Here is a 14,464-nt window from a genome sequence, read left to right as displayed (position 1 = left end):
CGCGCTACCGCCTGTTCTTCGGGTCGAGCGCCTCGCGCAGCGACTCCCCGAGCAGCGTGAACCCCAGCGCCACCACGACGATCGCGATGGCCGGGTAGAACGCCAGGCTCGGTTTGACGTCCAGCAGGTTCTGGGCCTGCGCCAGCATCAGCCCCCACTCGGCACGGCTCGGATCGTCTTCGCCGAGACCGAGGAAGGAGAGCGCGGCCACGTCGATGATCGACGTCGCCAGCGTCAGCGTCGCCTGCACGACCACCGGACCGAGTGAGTTGGGCAGGATGTGCCGGAACACGATCGTGCTGCGCCGCACACCCAGCGCGGTCGCCGCCAGCACGTGGTCGCTCGATCTCTGCGAGAGCATCGCGCCCCTCAGCAGCCGCGCGAAGATCGGCACGCTGACCACCGAGACCGCGATGATGACCGTCCACTGCGAGCCCTGGAACAACGCCGCGATCGAGATCGCCAGCAGCAGCGAGGGGATCGCGAGCAGGATGTCGGTGAACCGCATCAGCAGCGTGTCCACCCAGCCGCCCAGCGCGCCTGCCAGCCCGCCGATGAGCATGCCGACCGACGCCCCGATCAGGGTCGCCACGACTCCGACGATCAGCGTCTGCTGCGAACCGACCAGCAGACGGGAGAAGAAGTCGTACCCGCGGTGGTCACTGCCGAGCACGAACCCGTCCATCGGACCCGGGATCGAGTCCGGCCGCAGGTTCGCGCGCAGCTCGTCGTAGGGGATGTGCGGGTTCTTGGGCGCCAGCAACGGGGCGAAGATCGCCAGCAGCACGAACAGGACCGTGATGACCGCGCCGGTGATCGCCACCGGATTGCGCGCCATCCGCTTGACCGCGTCCGCCGCGAGGCTGGTGCCGCCGGATTCGGCCAGGTCGTCGATGCGTTCGGCCTTGCGCCGCAACAGGGAGGTCATCGCACCCGCACCCTCGGATCGATGATGGCGTAGGAGATGTCGACCAGAAGGTTGACGATCACGTACACCAGAGCAGCCAGAAGGAGCAGTGCCTGCAACCGTGGGTAGTCCCGGCGCTCGATGCCCTGCGCCAGCAGGGAACCCAGGCCGTTCCAGTTGAACACCTTCTCGGTGAGCACGGCACCCGCGAGCAGCAGACCGGTCTGCAGGCCGATCGTCGTGGACACCGGAAGCAGCGCGTTGCGCAGCACGTGGCGCTGCCGGATGGTCGCCGTGGTCAGGCCCTTGGACTCGGCGGTGCGCACGAAGTCCTCCTGCTGCACGTCCAGCACCGAGGCGCGGGTGATCCGCACGATCACCGCGAACGGGATGCTGGCCAGCGCGATACCGGGCAGGATCAGGTGCTTGATCGCGTCCCACGTCGCGTCCAGCTCACCGGTGAGCAACCCGTCCAGGGTGAAGAACCCGGTGACGTGCGTGGCGTCGATCGTCACGTCCTGCCTGCCCGATGGCGGCAGGATCCCGAGTTTCTGCGCGAACACGTACTTGAGCAGCACACCGAAGAAGAACACCGGCACCGCGACCCCGACCAGCGTGGTGAGCACGGTGGCGTTGTCCAGGAACCGGCCCCGGTACCGGGCGGCGAGATACCCCATCGGGATCCCGAACCCGATCGCGAGGACCAGCGCCGCGACGGACAACTCGATGGTCGCGGGCAGCGCGCGGCCGATCTCGGCCAGCACGGTGTCGCCGCTGACGAGGGAGGCGCCGAAGTCACCGGTGACGACGCGGCCGAGGAACTTGAAGTACTGGACGGGGATCGGCTGATCCAGCCCCAGCACGGAGTTCAGCGACGCGATCTTCTCCGGCGTCGCCTTGTCGCCCAGCAGCGCGGTGGCGGGACCACCGGGCAGCAGGCGGAGCCAGGCGAAGACCAGGATGGAGAGCACGAGGAGCGTCGGGATCGCTTGCAGCAACCGACGTATCACGAATCGGAGCATCTGTTTGCCTCGAGTCGCGCCACGGCGGGGAAGCGCGCACGGACGCGCTTCCCCGCCGCCGGTCGCGGACTCAGCCCTTGGTCACCGTGTAGAAGCGCTCGTCGGTCAGCGGCGTCGGGATCAGACCCTGCACGTCGGACCGGACGACGATCCCCGGCGGCGACGACGACAGCGGAACCGCGGGAACGTACTGCGAGATCACCACGCTGGCGTTCTCGTAGGCCGTCTTCTTGGTCTCCGGGGTCGTCTGCGCGTCCGCGGTGGACAGTGCGTCGAAGACCTGCGGGTTGTCGAAGCCGAACTCCGCCTTGGGGCGGCCGAAGAAGGTACCGACGAAGTTGCTGGGGTCGGCGTAGTCACCGGTCCAGCCGAGCAGGTGCAGATCGTGCTTGCCGATCTTCTGCACGGAGTCCTTGAACCCGCCGTTCCACGGCTCCTGGATCACGTTCACCTTGATGCCGACGGCTTTCAGGTCGTCGGTCACCGCGGCCGCGATGTCCACCGGGTTCGGCATGTAGGGCCGCGTGACCTCGGTCGGGACGTAGAAGTTCAGCGTCAGATCGGACGCGCCGGCCTCGGCCAGCAACTGCCGCGCCATGTCGGCGTCGTAGCTGTGCTTTTCCACCGCGGGCGTGTAGCCGGGCACGTTGTTCGGCAGGAACTGGTCCTGCGCGTAGGCGCCTTCCGGCAGGCGGTTGCGCACCAGCTGGTCCTTGTTGATCGCGTACTCGATCGCCTTGCGGACACGCACGTCCTGCAGTTTCGGATTGTTCTTCTGGTTGATGCCCAGGTACAGGATGTTGAACGCGGGCCGGATCAGGACCTGGTCACCGGCATCCTTGAGCGAGTTGTAGTCCGCGGGGCTCGGGAAGTCGTAGCCGTCGATGGTGCCTGCCGCGAGTTCCTGCTTGCGCGCGTTCTCGTCCGGGATGATCTTGAAGATCAGCTTGGCGGTCTTGGCCTTCTCGCCCCAGTAGTCGTCGTTGCGGACCAGGGTGATCGTGTTGTTGGCCTTGTCGAAGCTGTCGAACTTGTACGGTCCGGTGCCGGTCGGGTGGTCCGTGGCGTAGGGCGGGTAGCTGAACGCCTCACCACTCTGCGTGACGTTGTCGGCGTCGTACTTCTTGAGCGCGTCCGGGCTCGACATGGACAGCGAGGTCAGGCCGAACGCGTCCGGGAAGGCGCCCTTGGCCTTGTTGAGGTTGAGGACGGCCGTTCCGTCGTCCTTGGCCTCGCACGACTTGTACACGGGTTCGCCGCTGATGTCGCCCTCGTTGGTCTTGAAGCCCTCGAAGACGTCGCCGTAGTAGATCATCTGGCTCTGGGCGGCGGCGCCCTTCATGGTGAACCAGCGCTCGAAGTTGAAGCACACGGCGGCGGCGTTGAACGGAGTGCCGTCGTGGAACTTGACCCCCTGGCGCAGGGTGAAGGTCCAGGTCGTGTTGCCGTTGCTCGGTGTCCACGCCGTGGCGAGGCCACCTTCCAGCTCGGTGGTGCCCGGCTTGTAGGTGACGAGCGTGTCGAACATCTGGCGGGCGGGGCGGAAGCTCTCGCCGTCGTCGTTGAAGATCGGATCGAAGTTCTTGGGCGCCCCGGCGGCGCCGAAGATGAAGGTGTCGCTGGCACTGTCACCCGAGCCGCGCTCGGAAGCGCAAGCGGCTGTCGTGACCGCGAGGGCGCCGGCAAGCCCGATCAGGGCGATGCGGCGCAACCCAACTGCCCGCGTTGGGAGCATGGTGGCACTCCTTGTGAAGTCCGGTACGTGATCGACGACACTAGCCGCGTGGTCGGACTTCGTTAAGTGCGTGAGGTTACGATCGCGCTACGTAAAACCGAGCCGTGCCCTACATTTGGTCGACAGGGTTACTCACCACGCTCACCATGCGTGAGTTCGGATGAAAGTATTAGGCCATCCGGGTGTACGTACTGGCGGGTAAGGTCAACACCGAACCAACCCTGCTCGAATTTCTGCCACACCTCGACGTGGCGACGAGTGCCCTCCCCGTCCCGAAGCACTGCCCTTTCGAGCCGCTCCCGCGGGTCCGGGCCGTCGACCCAGCACAGGGCGGACAGGTGCGGGCGGATCGACGTCCGGCCGGAGGAGACGCCCTCCAGCACGAGTACGTCGACCGGGTGAAGCGTTCTGGTGGGGCCCCGGCGTGGTTCGCCAGTGGTCCAGTCCAGCGGGCGGTAGCGGGCTTCGCGGCGGTCCGCGAGCGGTTCGAGGACCTCGGCGACGAGCCGCGGCCACCACGCGACCGGGTCGTCCCAGGTGGCGTAGTGATCGGTGCTGACGAGCCCCGTGGCTGCTCCGCGGGCTCGGAACGCCTCGACGAGGTGGGTCGCGACGGTGGACTTGCCCGCGCCGGACGGGCCGTCGACCGCGACCAGCCGCACCCCGCCGAGGCGGGGCGGGCCGGTCAGGACGTCCTCGACCAGCCTCACAGGGCCCGGCGGCCGGAGAGGGCACGGCCCAGGGTCAGCTCGTCGGCGAACTCGAGGTCGCCGCCCATCGGCAGACCGGACGCCAGCCGCGTCACGGACAGGCCGGGAAAGTCCCGCAACATCCGCACCAGGTAGGTGGCGGTGGCCTCGCCCTCGGTGTTCGGATCGGTCGCGATGATCACCTCGGTGATCTGCTCCGCGCCGAGCCGGGACAGCAGCTCACGGATGCGCAGCTGGTCCGGGCCGATGCCGGACAACGGGTCGAGCGCGCCACCCAGCACGTGGTAGCGGCCTTTGAACTCGCGAGTGCGTTCGACCGCGAGCACGTCCTTCGGCTCCTCGACCACGCAGATCAGCGCCGTGTCGCGCCGCGCGTCCCGGCAGATGCGGCACTGCTGCTGCTCGGAGACGTTGCCGCAGATCTCGCAGAACTGCACGCCCTCACGGACCTTGCCGAGCACGTCCTGCAGCCGGGCGATGTCGGCGGGGTCCGCGGCGAGCAGGTGGAAGGCGATCCGCTGCGCGCTTTTCGGGCCGATACCGGGCAGGTGTCCCAGCTCGTCGATGAGGTCCTGGACTACCCCTTCGTACAACGGCTGCTACTTCAAGCCGGGCAGACCGAGTCCGCCGAGATCGGGCATGCCGCCGCCACCGCCGAGGCCGCCGGCGACCGGGCCGAGCTTCTCCTCGGTGAGCTTCTGGGCGCTGCCCATCGCGTCACGCACCGCGGCGACCACCAGGTCGGCGAGGGTCTCGGTGTCGTCGGGGTCGACGACCTTCGGATCGATCTTGAGGTCCTTGAGCTCCATGCCGCCGGTGACGGTCGCGGTGACCAGGCCACCACCGGACGTGCCGGTCACCTCGGTGCGGGCGAGCTCCTCCTGCGCGGCGACGAGCTGCTCCTGCATCTGCTGCGCCTGTTGCAGGATGGCCTGCATGTCGGGCATTCCACCGCCGGGTTGCACCATGATCCCCGTTCCGTAGTCCTGTCCTGTGGGTTCCAGCGTAGCTCGGGCGGGTGTGGCACCGTGTTCGCCGTGCACAGTCGTGGTGTCCTGCTCCTGACCGGTGTGCTGCTGCTCGCCGGGTGCTCCTCGCCGTCCGATCCGCCGCCTTCGCCACCGCTTTCGCGTGCCGCGACTGTGGAGGGGGTGGTTCCGTCGTCCGTGCCCTCGCCGACGTCGGTCGCGCGGAAGCCCGTGACGGTGGTGCTGGATCCCGGGCACAACGGCGGCAACTCGTCGGCGCCTTCGGTGATCAACGCGCCGGTGCCGGCGGGACGCGGCGAGACGAAGCCGTGCAACACGACGGGGACTTCTTCGGACGACGGCTACCCGGAGCACGCGTTCAACTGGGACGTCGCCCAGCGGGTCGGGGCGCTGTTGTCGGCCGAGGGCGTGCGGGTCGTGTACACGCGGCCGGACGACTCCGGGGTGGGCCCGTGCGTCGACGAACGGGCGGCGATCGGCAACCGGGCCGAGGCCGCTGCGGTGGTGTCGATCCACGCCGACGGGTCGCGGGCATCGGGGGCGCACGGGTTTCACATCGCGTATTCGAGTCCGCCGTTGAACCCGGCGCAGGGCCCGCCTTCGTTGTCGCTGGCTGAGGCTTTGCGCTCGGGGTTGTCGGGTGGTGCGTTTCCGGTGTCGACGTATCTGGGGACGGATGGGTTGGCGCCACGGGATGACCTGGCCGGGTTGAATCTCTCGGAGCGGCCCGCGGTGCTCGTGGAGTGCGGGAATATGCGGGATGCTTCGGAGGCTGCGGTGATGTCCTCTGTGGAGGGTCGGCAGCGGTACGCGGACGGGATTGCTGGTGGGGTTTTGCGGTATCTGGGGTTGTGAGCTTTCGTTCTGGGGCTTTGCGCGGCGCTACGCGGGTGGTGGCGCTACCGGGTGGTGGCGCTACGCGGGTATCTAGGGCGCCGGGCTTCGCTTCGCTACGCCCCGGGCCGAGCGCTTCGCGCCGGCGTTTCCCTTCCGAACCCGATCTTTCAGTGTCTTTGGCTGGGGATCGGGTTGCGGGAGAGGGGTGGCTCCGGGGGGTGGGCGCGTTCCGTTGCCGGGTGGCGGTTGCGTGGGGGCTGCGTGCGTGAGTGTGGAACTCGGCGTTCGGAACGTGGGACTCGCCCGGCGGAGCGTGGGACTCGCCGATGGCGCCCGCGAGTTCCACGTTCCCGTGCGTGAGTTCCACCTTCCCGTGCGCGAAGTCTGCGTTCGCGTTCGCGAGGTCCGCGGTCGTGTGCGGGAAGTCGCGTGAGGGAAGAAAAAAATCAGTCGATGGGTTGGGCGCCCAGGTGTTCGGCCAGGAGTTGGCGTGCTTGTTCTTCCGCGTCGCCGGACCGGGCGGGTGCGGTGAGTTCGGGGACAGGGCCGCCGGTGTCCGCCATCAGGCTTTCCTCGTCGTCCGGCTCGGGCGGGAGGGGGATGTCGTCGGCCGGTGGGGTGGACGGGGGTTGCGGCCGGGTGGGGGGTGGTGGCGCGGGGGAAGCAGGCGGTGGGGTGGAGGCCGTCGGGCGCTGGAAGGTTCGCTGCGGCTGCTGCGGGGCTTCCCGCTGAGGCGGGGTGGGGTTCGGGCGAGGGGCGTCGCGGCGGGGGGTGCCGCCGCCTCCGCCACCATGCACGCACCGTACCTGCCACGTTCCGCCGAGCACCTCGTGCAGCGCGCCCGCGATGAAGTCCGCGTTCCGGGGCTCCGAAAGCCTCCGCGCGAGGGGCTCCGCGCTGTGCGCCAGCACCACCGTCGAACCCTCGACGCTCTGCACCGTCGCGTTGATCATCATCGCTTCGGTGCTGCGGCTCGTCTTGCGGATCGCGGACAGCAGGTCCGGCCACACGCGCCGGATCGCGGCCGCGTCGATCCCGCCCGGCGCGGCAGGCTCGGGCTCGGGCTCGGGCTCGGGTGGGGCCGCGGGCTCGGTGGGGCGTCGCACCGGCGCTTCCGGTGCGGGCTGCGGCGCCGGGCGCGCGGGGGCAGCGGGCTGGGCGCGCTCGGCGACCTCGTCGCCGGCCTGCGCGGGCGCCCGGCCCGCGTCGGCCGGCTGGTCGCGCACGGGCTGCGCCGTGCGGGGCTGTTCAGCCGGAACCGGCGGCCGCTGCGAAGGGCGCTGGAAGGTCCGCTCGGCACCAGCCACCTGCCCGTCGGCCTGCGGGAGAGAACCGCCGCCGCTCACCGTGACACGGCGCTCCAGACGTTCGAGACGCTGCAGCACCGCTTCTTCGCCCTCGGACGCGCTCGGCAGCAGCATCCGGGCGCACAACAACTCCAGCAGCAGCCGCGGGGCGGTCGCGCCGCGCATTTCCAGCAGGCCGTTGTGCACGATCTCGGCATACCGGGTCAGCGTCGCGAGCCCCGCGCGCTCGGCCTGCGACGTCATGCGGTCCAGCTCGTCCGCGGGCGCCGACACGAGGTTGCGCGCCGCCGCGTCCGGCACCGAGCGCAACAGCACCAGGTCCCGCAGGCGGTCCAGCAGGTCGCTCGCGAACCGGCGCGGCTCGTGCCCCGCTTCGACCAGCCGCTCGACCGTGCCGAACACCGCCGCCGAATCGTCCGCGGCGAGGCCGTCGATCATGTCGTTGATCAGGGCCGAATCGGTGACGCCGAGCAGTGAGATCGCCCGGTCGTAGGTGACGCCGTCCGGACCGGCCCCGGCCAGCAGCTGGTCCAGCACCGACTGCGTGTCCCGCGCCGATCCACCACCCGCGCGGATGACCAGCGGGTACACGGCGGGGTCGACGTGGATGCCCTCGGCGGCGACGTTGCGTTCCAGCAGGTCCCGCATCGCGCTGGGCGGGATCAGCCGGAACGGGTAGTGGTGCGTGCGGGACCGGATGGTCGGCAGCACCTTGTCGGGCTCGGTGGTGGCGAAGATGAAGATCAGGTGTTCCGGCGGCTCTTCGACGATCTTGAGCAGGGCGTTGAAGCCCTGCGTGGTGACCATGTGGGCCTCGTCGATGATGAACACCCGGTACCGCGATTCGGCGGGCGCGTAGAAGGCGCGGTCGCGCAGTTCGCGGGCGTCGTCGACACCGCCGTGGCTGGCCGCGTCGAGTTCGGTCACGTCGATGCTGCCGGGCCCCTCCGGCGCCAGCGCGCGGCACGAGTCGCATTTGCCGCACGGATCGGGCGTCGGGCCTTCGACGCAGTTCAGCGACCGCGCCATGATCCGCGCACTGGACGTCTTGCCACAACCACGCGGCCCGGAAAACAGATACGCGTGGTTGATGCGCCCCGCGGTCAGCGCCGCACGCAACGGTTCGGTGACATGCTCCTGCCCGACGACCTCGGCAAAGGTCGCCGGCCGATACTTGCGGTAAAGAGCCAAAGCCACGCCGCGAGCCTACCGGCCCCCACCGACACCCCCAGCCCAGCCCGCTGAGCACTCCAAGAACGGCCGCTGGTCCCCACCGAACCGGCAACGCCCGCCAACGCAAGGAGCTCGCACCGTGGGGCCCGGGGGCGCCCCCCGGAAAAACGCCGGACGAAGTCCCCTGCGTTCAAGGGCTCCGCCCTTACACGCAGGGGACCCCCGCACCCGTCAGAGCCTGCTTATCCTTGCTGCCTTCCGGCCCTGGGGAGGTTCACAGGATGGACGCCGCGGGGGTCCGCCCTCAGTGTACTCAACCGGCGTTGGCGCCTGCCGTCAGGTCGTAGACGGTCATGCCGCCGACGGTCTGAGCTGTGTAGTTCTGCTCGACCCAGGTGGCGATCTCGCCGGAGCCGCCGCGGCCCATGCCGCCCATGCCGCCGGAGACGTAGTAGGTGATCTCGCCGTCGGCGACGTACTGCTGGAACCGCTCCAGTGTCGGCGCGGGGTCGCCGCCGTTGAAGCCGCCGATGGCGATCACCGCGGTGTCCGAGCCGAGTGCGAGACCGGCCGCGGACTGCGATCCGTTCGTCGCCGCTGACCACTTCGTCGTGGTCGCTTTCAGCAGCGCCGTCAGTTCGCTGTTGCTGGTTCCGCCTCCGGGACCGCCCATGCCGCCGAAGCCCATGGAACTGCCGGAGGGACCGGATGTCGGGATCGACCCGCTGTGCCCCTGGCTCGCCGTCACGACCGCATACGCCGCGGGCGCCAGCAGACCGGTGACGACTCCGGCGACGGCGAGCACGATCCCGGCCCGCCGGATGCGGTCGAGCCCGAACAGCAGTCCGGCGGCCACCGCGGCGGTCAGCACCAGCAGCACCCACCGCAGCCACGGCTGCCAGTCCGGTGTGCGGTCGAGCAGGATGAAGTCCCACACGCCGGTGGCCGCGAGCATCAGCGCCAGCACGATCCGCGCGGCGAAGTTGTGCCTGCCGCGCCACAGTTCGACGGCGCCGATGCCGACGAGCCCGGCGATGCCGGGGGCGAGCGCGACCACGTAGTACGGGTGGATCGTGCCGCTCATGAAGCTGAACACCAGGCCGGTGACGACCGTCCAGCCACCCCACAGCAGCAGCGCGGCACGCGTGCGGTCCAGGCGCGGCGCGAACCGGGTGAACCACAGCCCGGCCACCAGTGCGCTCAGTGCGGCGGGCAGCAGCCAGGAGACCTCCGTGCCGAACGCGGGGCCGAACAGGCGGAACAGGCCGGTTTCACCACCGAACATGGTGTTGCCGCCCATTCCGCCGCCACCGCCGCCGTTGCCCTCGCCGCCGAAGATCCGGCCGAGGCCGTTGTAGCCGAAGGCCAGTTCCAGCGGCGTGTTGTCGGTCGACCCGCCGATATAGGGCCGGGATTCGGCCGGCCACAGCGCGACCGCCACGATCCACCATCCGGTCGCGACCGCGACCGCCACACCGGCCCCCACGAGCTGCAGCAGGCGCCTGCCGAGCCCGGTCGGCGCGGCCACCAGGTACACCAGCGCGAACGCGGGCAGCACCAGGAACGCCTGCAGCATCTTGGTGAGGAACCCGAACCCGAGCGCGGCACCGGCCAGCAGCAGCCAGCCCGTGCTCGCCCGGTCCAGCGCCCGCACGGTGCAGTAGGCGCCGGCCACCATCAGCAACACCAGCAGCGCGTCCGGGTTGTTGAACTTGAACATCAGCGCGGCGACCGGCGTCAGCGCGAGCGCCGCACCGGCGAGGAGCCCGGCCACCGGACCGGACGTGCGCCGCACCGCCGCGTAGAGCAGCGCCACCGAGCCGACGCCGCACAGGGCGTTGGGCAGCAGCATGCTGAAACTGGAGAAGCCGAGGATCCGCCCGGACAACGCCATCAGCCACAGCGAAGCGGGCGGTTTGTCGACCGTGATCACGTTGCCGGGGTCGAGCGACCCGAAGAACAACGCCTCCCAGTCCTTCGTCCCGGCCTGCACGGCCATCGCGTAGAAGTCGTTGGCCCACCCGGACGCGCTCAGGTTCCACAGGTACAGCGCGGCCGTCGCGACCAACAGGACGGCGACCGCCGGACGCACCCATGGAGGCCGTCCGGCCGTCCGCGTTCGCGCCGTGGCGGGGACCGGCCCGAGGCGGGCCGGATCGGTTGACACAGCCGCAGTCGACATGTCGAGTCGGTTCTCCTATCGGTTCTTGCGGAAGACCCAGTTGCGGAACAGCAGGAACCGCAGGATGGTCGCGGCCAGGTTGGCCAGCACGAGCACCGCCAGCTCGGCGAAGCGCCCCGGTTCGCCGCCGGAGTGCAGCAGGGCGAGCGATCCGCTGGTCAGCGCGAGGCCGAGCGCGAAGACGATGAGGCCCTCGAACTGGTGCCGCCCGGCACCACGGGACCCCCGCACCCCGAAGGTGAACCGCCGGTTGGCCGCGGTGTTGGCGATCGCGGTGACGAGCAGCGCGACCAGGTTCGCCGTCTGCGCGCCGATGCCGGTGCGCAGCAGGACGTAGAGCACGAGGTAGGCCAGGGTGCTGCCGACGCCGATCGCGGCGAAGCGGACGAGCTGCTTGGCCAGTTTCGGCGGCACGCCGGGTTCGGTGACGGCGATCGGATGCCTCCCCAGCTGGGCGCGGATCTGGCTGACCGGCAGGGTGCCGCGCGCGAACCCGCGGATCATGCGCGCGACCCCTTTCAGGTCCGCGGTGGCGGTGGCGACGATGTCCACCGACGAGTCCGGATCGTCGACCCAGTCGACCGGCACCTCGTGGATCCGCAGGCCGGCCCGTTGCGCGAGGACGAGCAGCTCGGTGTCGAAGAACCAGCCGGTGTCCTCGACCAGCGGCAGCAGCCGGTGCGCGACGTCCGCGCGGATCGCCTTGAACCCGCACTGCGCGTCGGTGAACCGCGCGGCCAGCGCACCACGCAGGATCAGGTTGTAGCAGCGTGAGATGAACTCGCGCTTGGGGCCGCGCACCACGCGGGCGCCGCGGGCGAGCCGGGACCCGATGGCGAGGTCGGAGTGCCCGGAGATCAGGGGCGCCACCAGCGGGAAGAGCGCGGCGAGGTCGGTGGAGAGGTCCACGTCCATGTAGACCAGGACTGCGGCGTCGGAGGCCGACCAGACGGCGTTGAGCGCCCGTCCGCGGCCCTTCTGGTCCAGGTGGGTGACCTCGACCTCGGGGAACTCCGCGGCCAGGCCCTCGGCCACGGCCAGCGTGGTGTCGGTGCTGGCGTTGTCGGCGACGGTGATGCGGAACGGGTACGGCAGGGCCTCGGCGAGGTGCGCGTGCAGGCGTCGCACGCAGGGCGCGAGGTCGGTCTCCTCGTTGTACACGGGGATGACCACGTCGAGGACCGGGGACGTGCAACGTTGCGGTGAGTCGGCCGGCCGAGGTAGCGGGGAGGCGTCGGCGGGGGTCGTCATGGTGCTCACGCTGGCCCGCGGCGTTGTGGCGATCATGTGCTCGAGCTGTGCGGAACCTGTGAGCGCTTCCCGATCGGGTTACCTGGGAAAACGCACTGTGAATTCGGTGTGACCGGGGCGGGAGGCGACACCGGCGCGGCCCCGGTGGGCGGCCACGACGGCGGCCACGATCGCCAGTCCGAGCCCGGTGCTGCCCGCCGCGCGGGACCGTGACGTGTCGCCGCGGGCGAAGCGCTCGAACACGGTCGGCAGGACCTCCGGCGCGATGCCGGGACCGTTGTCGGTCACGCGCAGCACCACTTCGCCGCTCTCGACCGACAGCTTGGTGGTGACCTCGGTGTCCGGCGGGGTGTGGGTGCGGGCGTTGTTGAGCAGGTTGAGCACGACCTGGTGCAGCTGGTCGGCGTCACCGACGACGCTGATCGGCTCGGCGGGGACGTCCAGCAGCCACCGGTGGTCGCGCCCGGCGATGTGGGCGTCGGACACCGCGTCGGCCACGATCCGGGAGAAGTCGACCGGCTCGTAGACGCGGTGCCGCCCGGAATCCAGGCGCGCGAGCAGCAGCAGATCCTCGACCAGCGTCGTCATGCGGGCCGATTCGGACTCGACGCGGCCCATCGCGAACGCGATGTCCGGCGGCACTTCATCGCCACTGCGCCGCGACAGCTCGGCGTAGCCGCGGATGGCGGCGAGCGGGGTCCGCAGTTCGTGGCTGGCGTCGGCGACGAACTGCCGCACCCGGCTTTCGCTGGCCTGCCGCGCGGTCAGCGCCGCGCCGACGTGCCCGAGCATCTGGTTGAACGCCGCACCGACCTTGCCGACCTCGGTGCGGGTGTCGGTGTCCACCGGCGGAACCCGGATCGACAGGGCGACCTCGCCGCGGTCGAGCTGCAGCTGGGACACCGTCGACGCGGTGTCCGCGAGCCGGTCCAGCGGCCGCATGGTCCGGCGGATGGTGATCGCCCCGGCGCCGCCCGCCAGGAGAAGCCCACCGAGCGCGACACCGCCGAAGATGAACCCGAGGCGCCACAGGGTCTCGTCGACCTCGGTCAGCGGCAGGCCGGTGATCAGGAGCGTGCCGTCGTGGGCGCGCACCGACACCACCCGGTAGTCGCCCAGCTCGCCGCCGAGGTCGACGCTGCGGCGCTTGCCATCGGCCGGGAGCCCGACCAGCTTGGCCAGCTGCTCGCCGGACAACGGGTCACTGGGGAACGGGTTGTTCCCGGAGGGCTCGGCACCGCCGCGCAGCACACCCGCGCGAGCGGTGCCGTCCGGGAACACGGCGACGGCCAGCGTGCCGATGCCCTGTCCGGGGACGCGCAGCGAGTCCGGCGGCGGCTGGTTCGGCGAGCCGTTCCACGAGCCCGGCGGCGGCTCGCGGGTGCCGCGCTCGCTCGCGGCGGCCAGGCGGTCGTCGAGCTGGTGGTAGAGGAAGCTGCGCAGCGCGATCTCGGTGACCAGGCCGACGACCAGGCACACGAGCGCGAGCAGCGCGATGACCTGCGCGATCAGCTTGCCGCGCAGGGAGGAAGGCAGGAGCCGCCGCGGCCGGGGGTGCTCAGCCTGCCGGCTTGAGGACATATCCCGCGCCGCGCATCGTGTGGATCATCGGCTCCCTGCCCGCGTCGATCTTCTTCCGCAGGTAGGAAATATAGAGTTCCACGATGTTGGCCTGCCCGCCGAAGTCGTAGCTCCACACCCGGTCCAGGATCTGGGCCTTCGACAGCACCCGCTTCGGGTTGCGCATGAGGAAACGCAGCAGCTCGAACTCGGTCGCGGTCAGCGAGACCGGATCGCCGCCGCGGAACACCTCGCGGCTGTCCTCGTCCAGCGACAGGTCGCCGACCGTCAGCGTCGACCCTTCGTGCGCGGAGACCACCCGCGAACGACGCAGCAGCGCGCGCAGCCGGAGCACGACCTCCTCCAGGCTGAACGGCTTGGTGACGTAGTCGTCGCCGCCCGCGGTGAGACCGGCGATGCGGTCCTCGACCGCGTCGCGCGCGGTGAGGAACAGAACCGGCAGGTGCGGCGTTTCGGCGCGCAGCTTGCTCAGCACCTCCAGCCCGCTGAAATCGGGCAGCATGACGTCGAGCACGACCGCGTCCGGGCGGAAGTCGCGTGCCACCCGCACGGCCTCGGTGCCGGTGCCCGCGCTGCGGGTCTCCCAGTCCTCCATGCGCAGGGCCATCGAGACCAGCTCGGCCAGCGTCTCCTCGTCGTCCACGACGAGGACGCGGACCGCGGACCCGTCGGGGCGTTTGAGGTCGGCCTTGCCGGAACCGGGCATCGCGGCGTTCATGCTGGTCATGGTCCCATCATCGGGCGCGACGGTTGGGCTGTCCTGTGCCCCG

12 protein-coding genes and 1 other RNA gene are annotated in these 14,464 nt (G+C 70.3%); 1 reads left to right on the top strand and 12 read right to left on the bottom strand.

The window, feature by feature from the left end; translation table 11 throughout:
* Positions 1 to 4: 4 nt before the first annotated feature.
* The 6 genes from HNR02_RS11260 to HNR02_RS11235 all read right to left on the bottom strand — a co-directional run bounded on the left by HNR02_RS11260 (position 5) and on the right by HNR02_RS11235 (position 5,342).
* Positions 5 to 928, bottom strand: coding sequence for an ABC transporter permease (locus HNR02_RS11260; protein WP_179773083.1), 924 nt, complete (start codon positions 926 to 928; stop codon positions 5 to 7).
* The gene (locus HNR02_RS11255; protein WP_179773082.1) at positions 925 to 1,929 is read right to left on the bottom strand and encodes an ABC transporter permease; all 1,005 of its coding nucleotides are present in this window, start codon (positions 1,927 to 1,929) and stop codon (positions 925 to 927) included. The genes HNR02_RS11260 and HNR02_RS11255 overlap by 4 nt, the downstream gene beginning before the upstream one ends.
* A gap of 70 nt (positions 1,930 to 1,999) precedes the next feature.
* The gene (locus tag HNR02_RS11250; protein ID WP_179773081.1) at positions 2,000 to 3,664 is read right to left on the bottom strand and encodes an ABC transporter substrate-binding protein; all 1,665 of its coding nucleotides are present in this window, start codon (positions 3,662 to 3,664) and stop codon (positions 2,000 to 2,002) included.
* 128 nt (positions 3,665 to 3,792) lie between these two features.
* Positions 3,793 to 4,374, bottom strand: coding sequence for a uridine kinase family protein (locus HNR02_RS11245; RefSeq protein ID WP_446680325.1), 582 nt, complete (start codon positions 4,372 to 4,374; stop codon positions 3,793 to 3,795).
* Complete coding sequence (gene recR / locus HNR02_RS11240; protein ID WP_179773080.1) at positions 4,371 to 4,967, bottom strand: recombination mediator RecR; 597 nt, start codon at positions 4,965 to 4,967, stop codon at positions 4,371 to 4,373. The genes HNR02_RS11245 and recR overlap by 4 nt, the downstream gene beginning before the upstream one ends.
* Positions 4,968 to 4,973: 6 nt before the next feature.
* Positions 4,974 to 5,342, bottom strand: coding sequence for a YbaB/EbfC family nucleoid-associated protein (locus tag HNR02_RS11235; RefSeq protein ID WP_179773079.1), 369 nt, complete (start codon positions 5,340 to 5,342; stop codon positions 4,974 to 4,976).
* Positions 5,343 to 5,402: 60 nt separating this feature from the next.
* Between HNR02_RS11235 and HNR02_RS11230 the strand changes: the two genes are divergently transcribed.
* On the top strand, positions 5,403 to 6,218 hold the full coding sequence (locus tag HNR02_RS11230) for an N-acetylmuramoyl-L-alanine amidase (protein ID WP_179773078.1): 816 nt from the start codon (positions 5,403 to 5,405) through the stop codon (positions 6,216 to 6,218).
* 428 nt (positions 6,219 to 6,646) lie between these two features.
* Here the strand turns inward: HNR02_RS11230 and HNR02_RS11225 are convergent, their stop codons facing one another.
* The 6 genes from HNR02_RS11225 to HNR02_RS11200 all read right to left on the bottom strand — a co-directional run bounded on the left by HNR02_RS11225 (position 6,647) and on the right by HNR02_RS11200 (position 14,421).
* Positions 6,647 to 8,704: a DNA polymerase III subunit gamma and tau gene (locus HNR02_RS11225; RefSeq protein WP_179773077.1), complete on the bottom strand. Its 2,058-nt coding sequence runs from the start codon at positions 8,702 to 8,704 to the stop codon at positions 6,647 to 6,649.
* A 181-nt stretch (positions 8,705 to 8,885) separates the two neighbouring features.
* An RNA gene (gene ffs / locus HNR02_RS11220) (signal recognition particle sRNA small type) lies at positions 8,886 to 8,985 on the bottom strand.
* 8 nt (positions 8,986 to 8,993) lie between these two features.
* Positions 8,994 to 10,862: an ArnT family glycosyltransferase gene (locus HNR02_RS11215; protein WP_179773076.1), complete on the bottom strand. Its 1,869-nt coding sequence runs from the start codon at positions 10,860 to 10,862 to the stop codon at positions 8,994 to 8,996.
* A gap of 15 nt (positions 10,863 to 10,877) precedes the next feature.
* On the bottom strand, positions 10,878 to 12,113 hold the full coding sequence (locus HNR02_RS11210) for a bifunctional glycosyltransferase family 2/GtrA family protein (RefSeq protein WP_179773075.1): 1,236 nt from the start codon (positions 12,111 to 12,113) through the stop codon (positions 10,878 to 10,880).
* A gap of 78 nt (positions 12,114 to 12,191) precedes the next feature.
* Entirely contained in the window at positions 12,192 to 13,694 is a 1,503-nt protein-coding gene (locus tag HNR02_RS11205) for a sensor histidine kinase (RefSeq protein ID WP_218902784.1), read from the bottom strand.
* Complete coding sequence (locus HNR02_RS11200; RefSeq protein ID WP_179773074.1) at positions 13,672 to 14,421, bottom strand: response regulator transcription factor; 750 nt, start codon at positions 14,419 to 14,421, stop codon at positions 13,672 to 13,674. Before HNR02_RS11200 ends, HNR02_RS11205 begins: the two co-directional genes overlap by 23 nt.
* Between the last annotated feature and the right edge of the window lie 43 nt (positions 14,422 to 14,464).

The sequence above is a fragment of the Amycolatopsis endophytica genome, assembly GCF_013410405.1.
GTDB classification, from domain to species: Bacteria; Actinomycetota; Actinomycetes; order Mycobacteriales; family Pseudonocardiaceae; genus Amycolatopsis_E; species Amycolatopsis_E endophytica.
This window is presented reverse-complemented; position numbering and strand designations above follow the sequence as displayed.

Bases quoted from the DNA above. Each gene is read 5' to 3' on its own strand.
- HNR02_RS11260 (WP_179773083.1), bottom strand. From the start codon at position 928: ATGACCTCCCTGTTGCGGCGCAAGGCCGAACGCATCGACGACCTGGCC.
- HNR02_RS11255 (WP_179773082.1), bottom strand. From the start codon at position 1,929: ATGCTCCGATTCGTGATACGTCGGTTGCTGCAAGCGATCCCGACGCTC.
- HNR02_RS11250 (WP_179773081.1), bottom strand. From the start codon at position 3,664: ATGCTCCCAACGCGGGCAGTTGGGTTGCGCCGCATCGCCCTGATCGGG.
- HNR02_RS11235 (WP_179773079.1), bottom strand. From the start codon at position 5,342: ATGGTGCAACCCGGCGGTGGAATGCCCGACATGCAGGCCATCCTGCAA.
- HNR02_RS11215 (WP_179773076.1), bottom strand. From the start codon at position 10,862: ATGTCGACTGCGGCTGTGTCAACCGATCCGGCCCGCCTCGGGCCGGTC.
- HNR02_RS11210 (WP_179773075.1), bottom strand. From the start codon at position 12,113: ATGACGACCCCCGCCGACGCCTCCCCGCTACCTCGGCCGGCCGACTCA.
- HNR02_RS11205 (WP_218902784.1), bottom strand. From the start codon at position 13,694: ATGTCCTCAAGCCGGCAGGCTGAGCACCCCCGGCCGCGGCGGCTCCTG.
- HNR02_RS11200 (WP_179773074.1), bottom strand. From the start codon at position 14,421: ATGACCAGCATGAACGCCGCGATGCCCGGTTCCGGCAAGGCCGACCTC.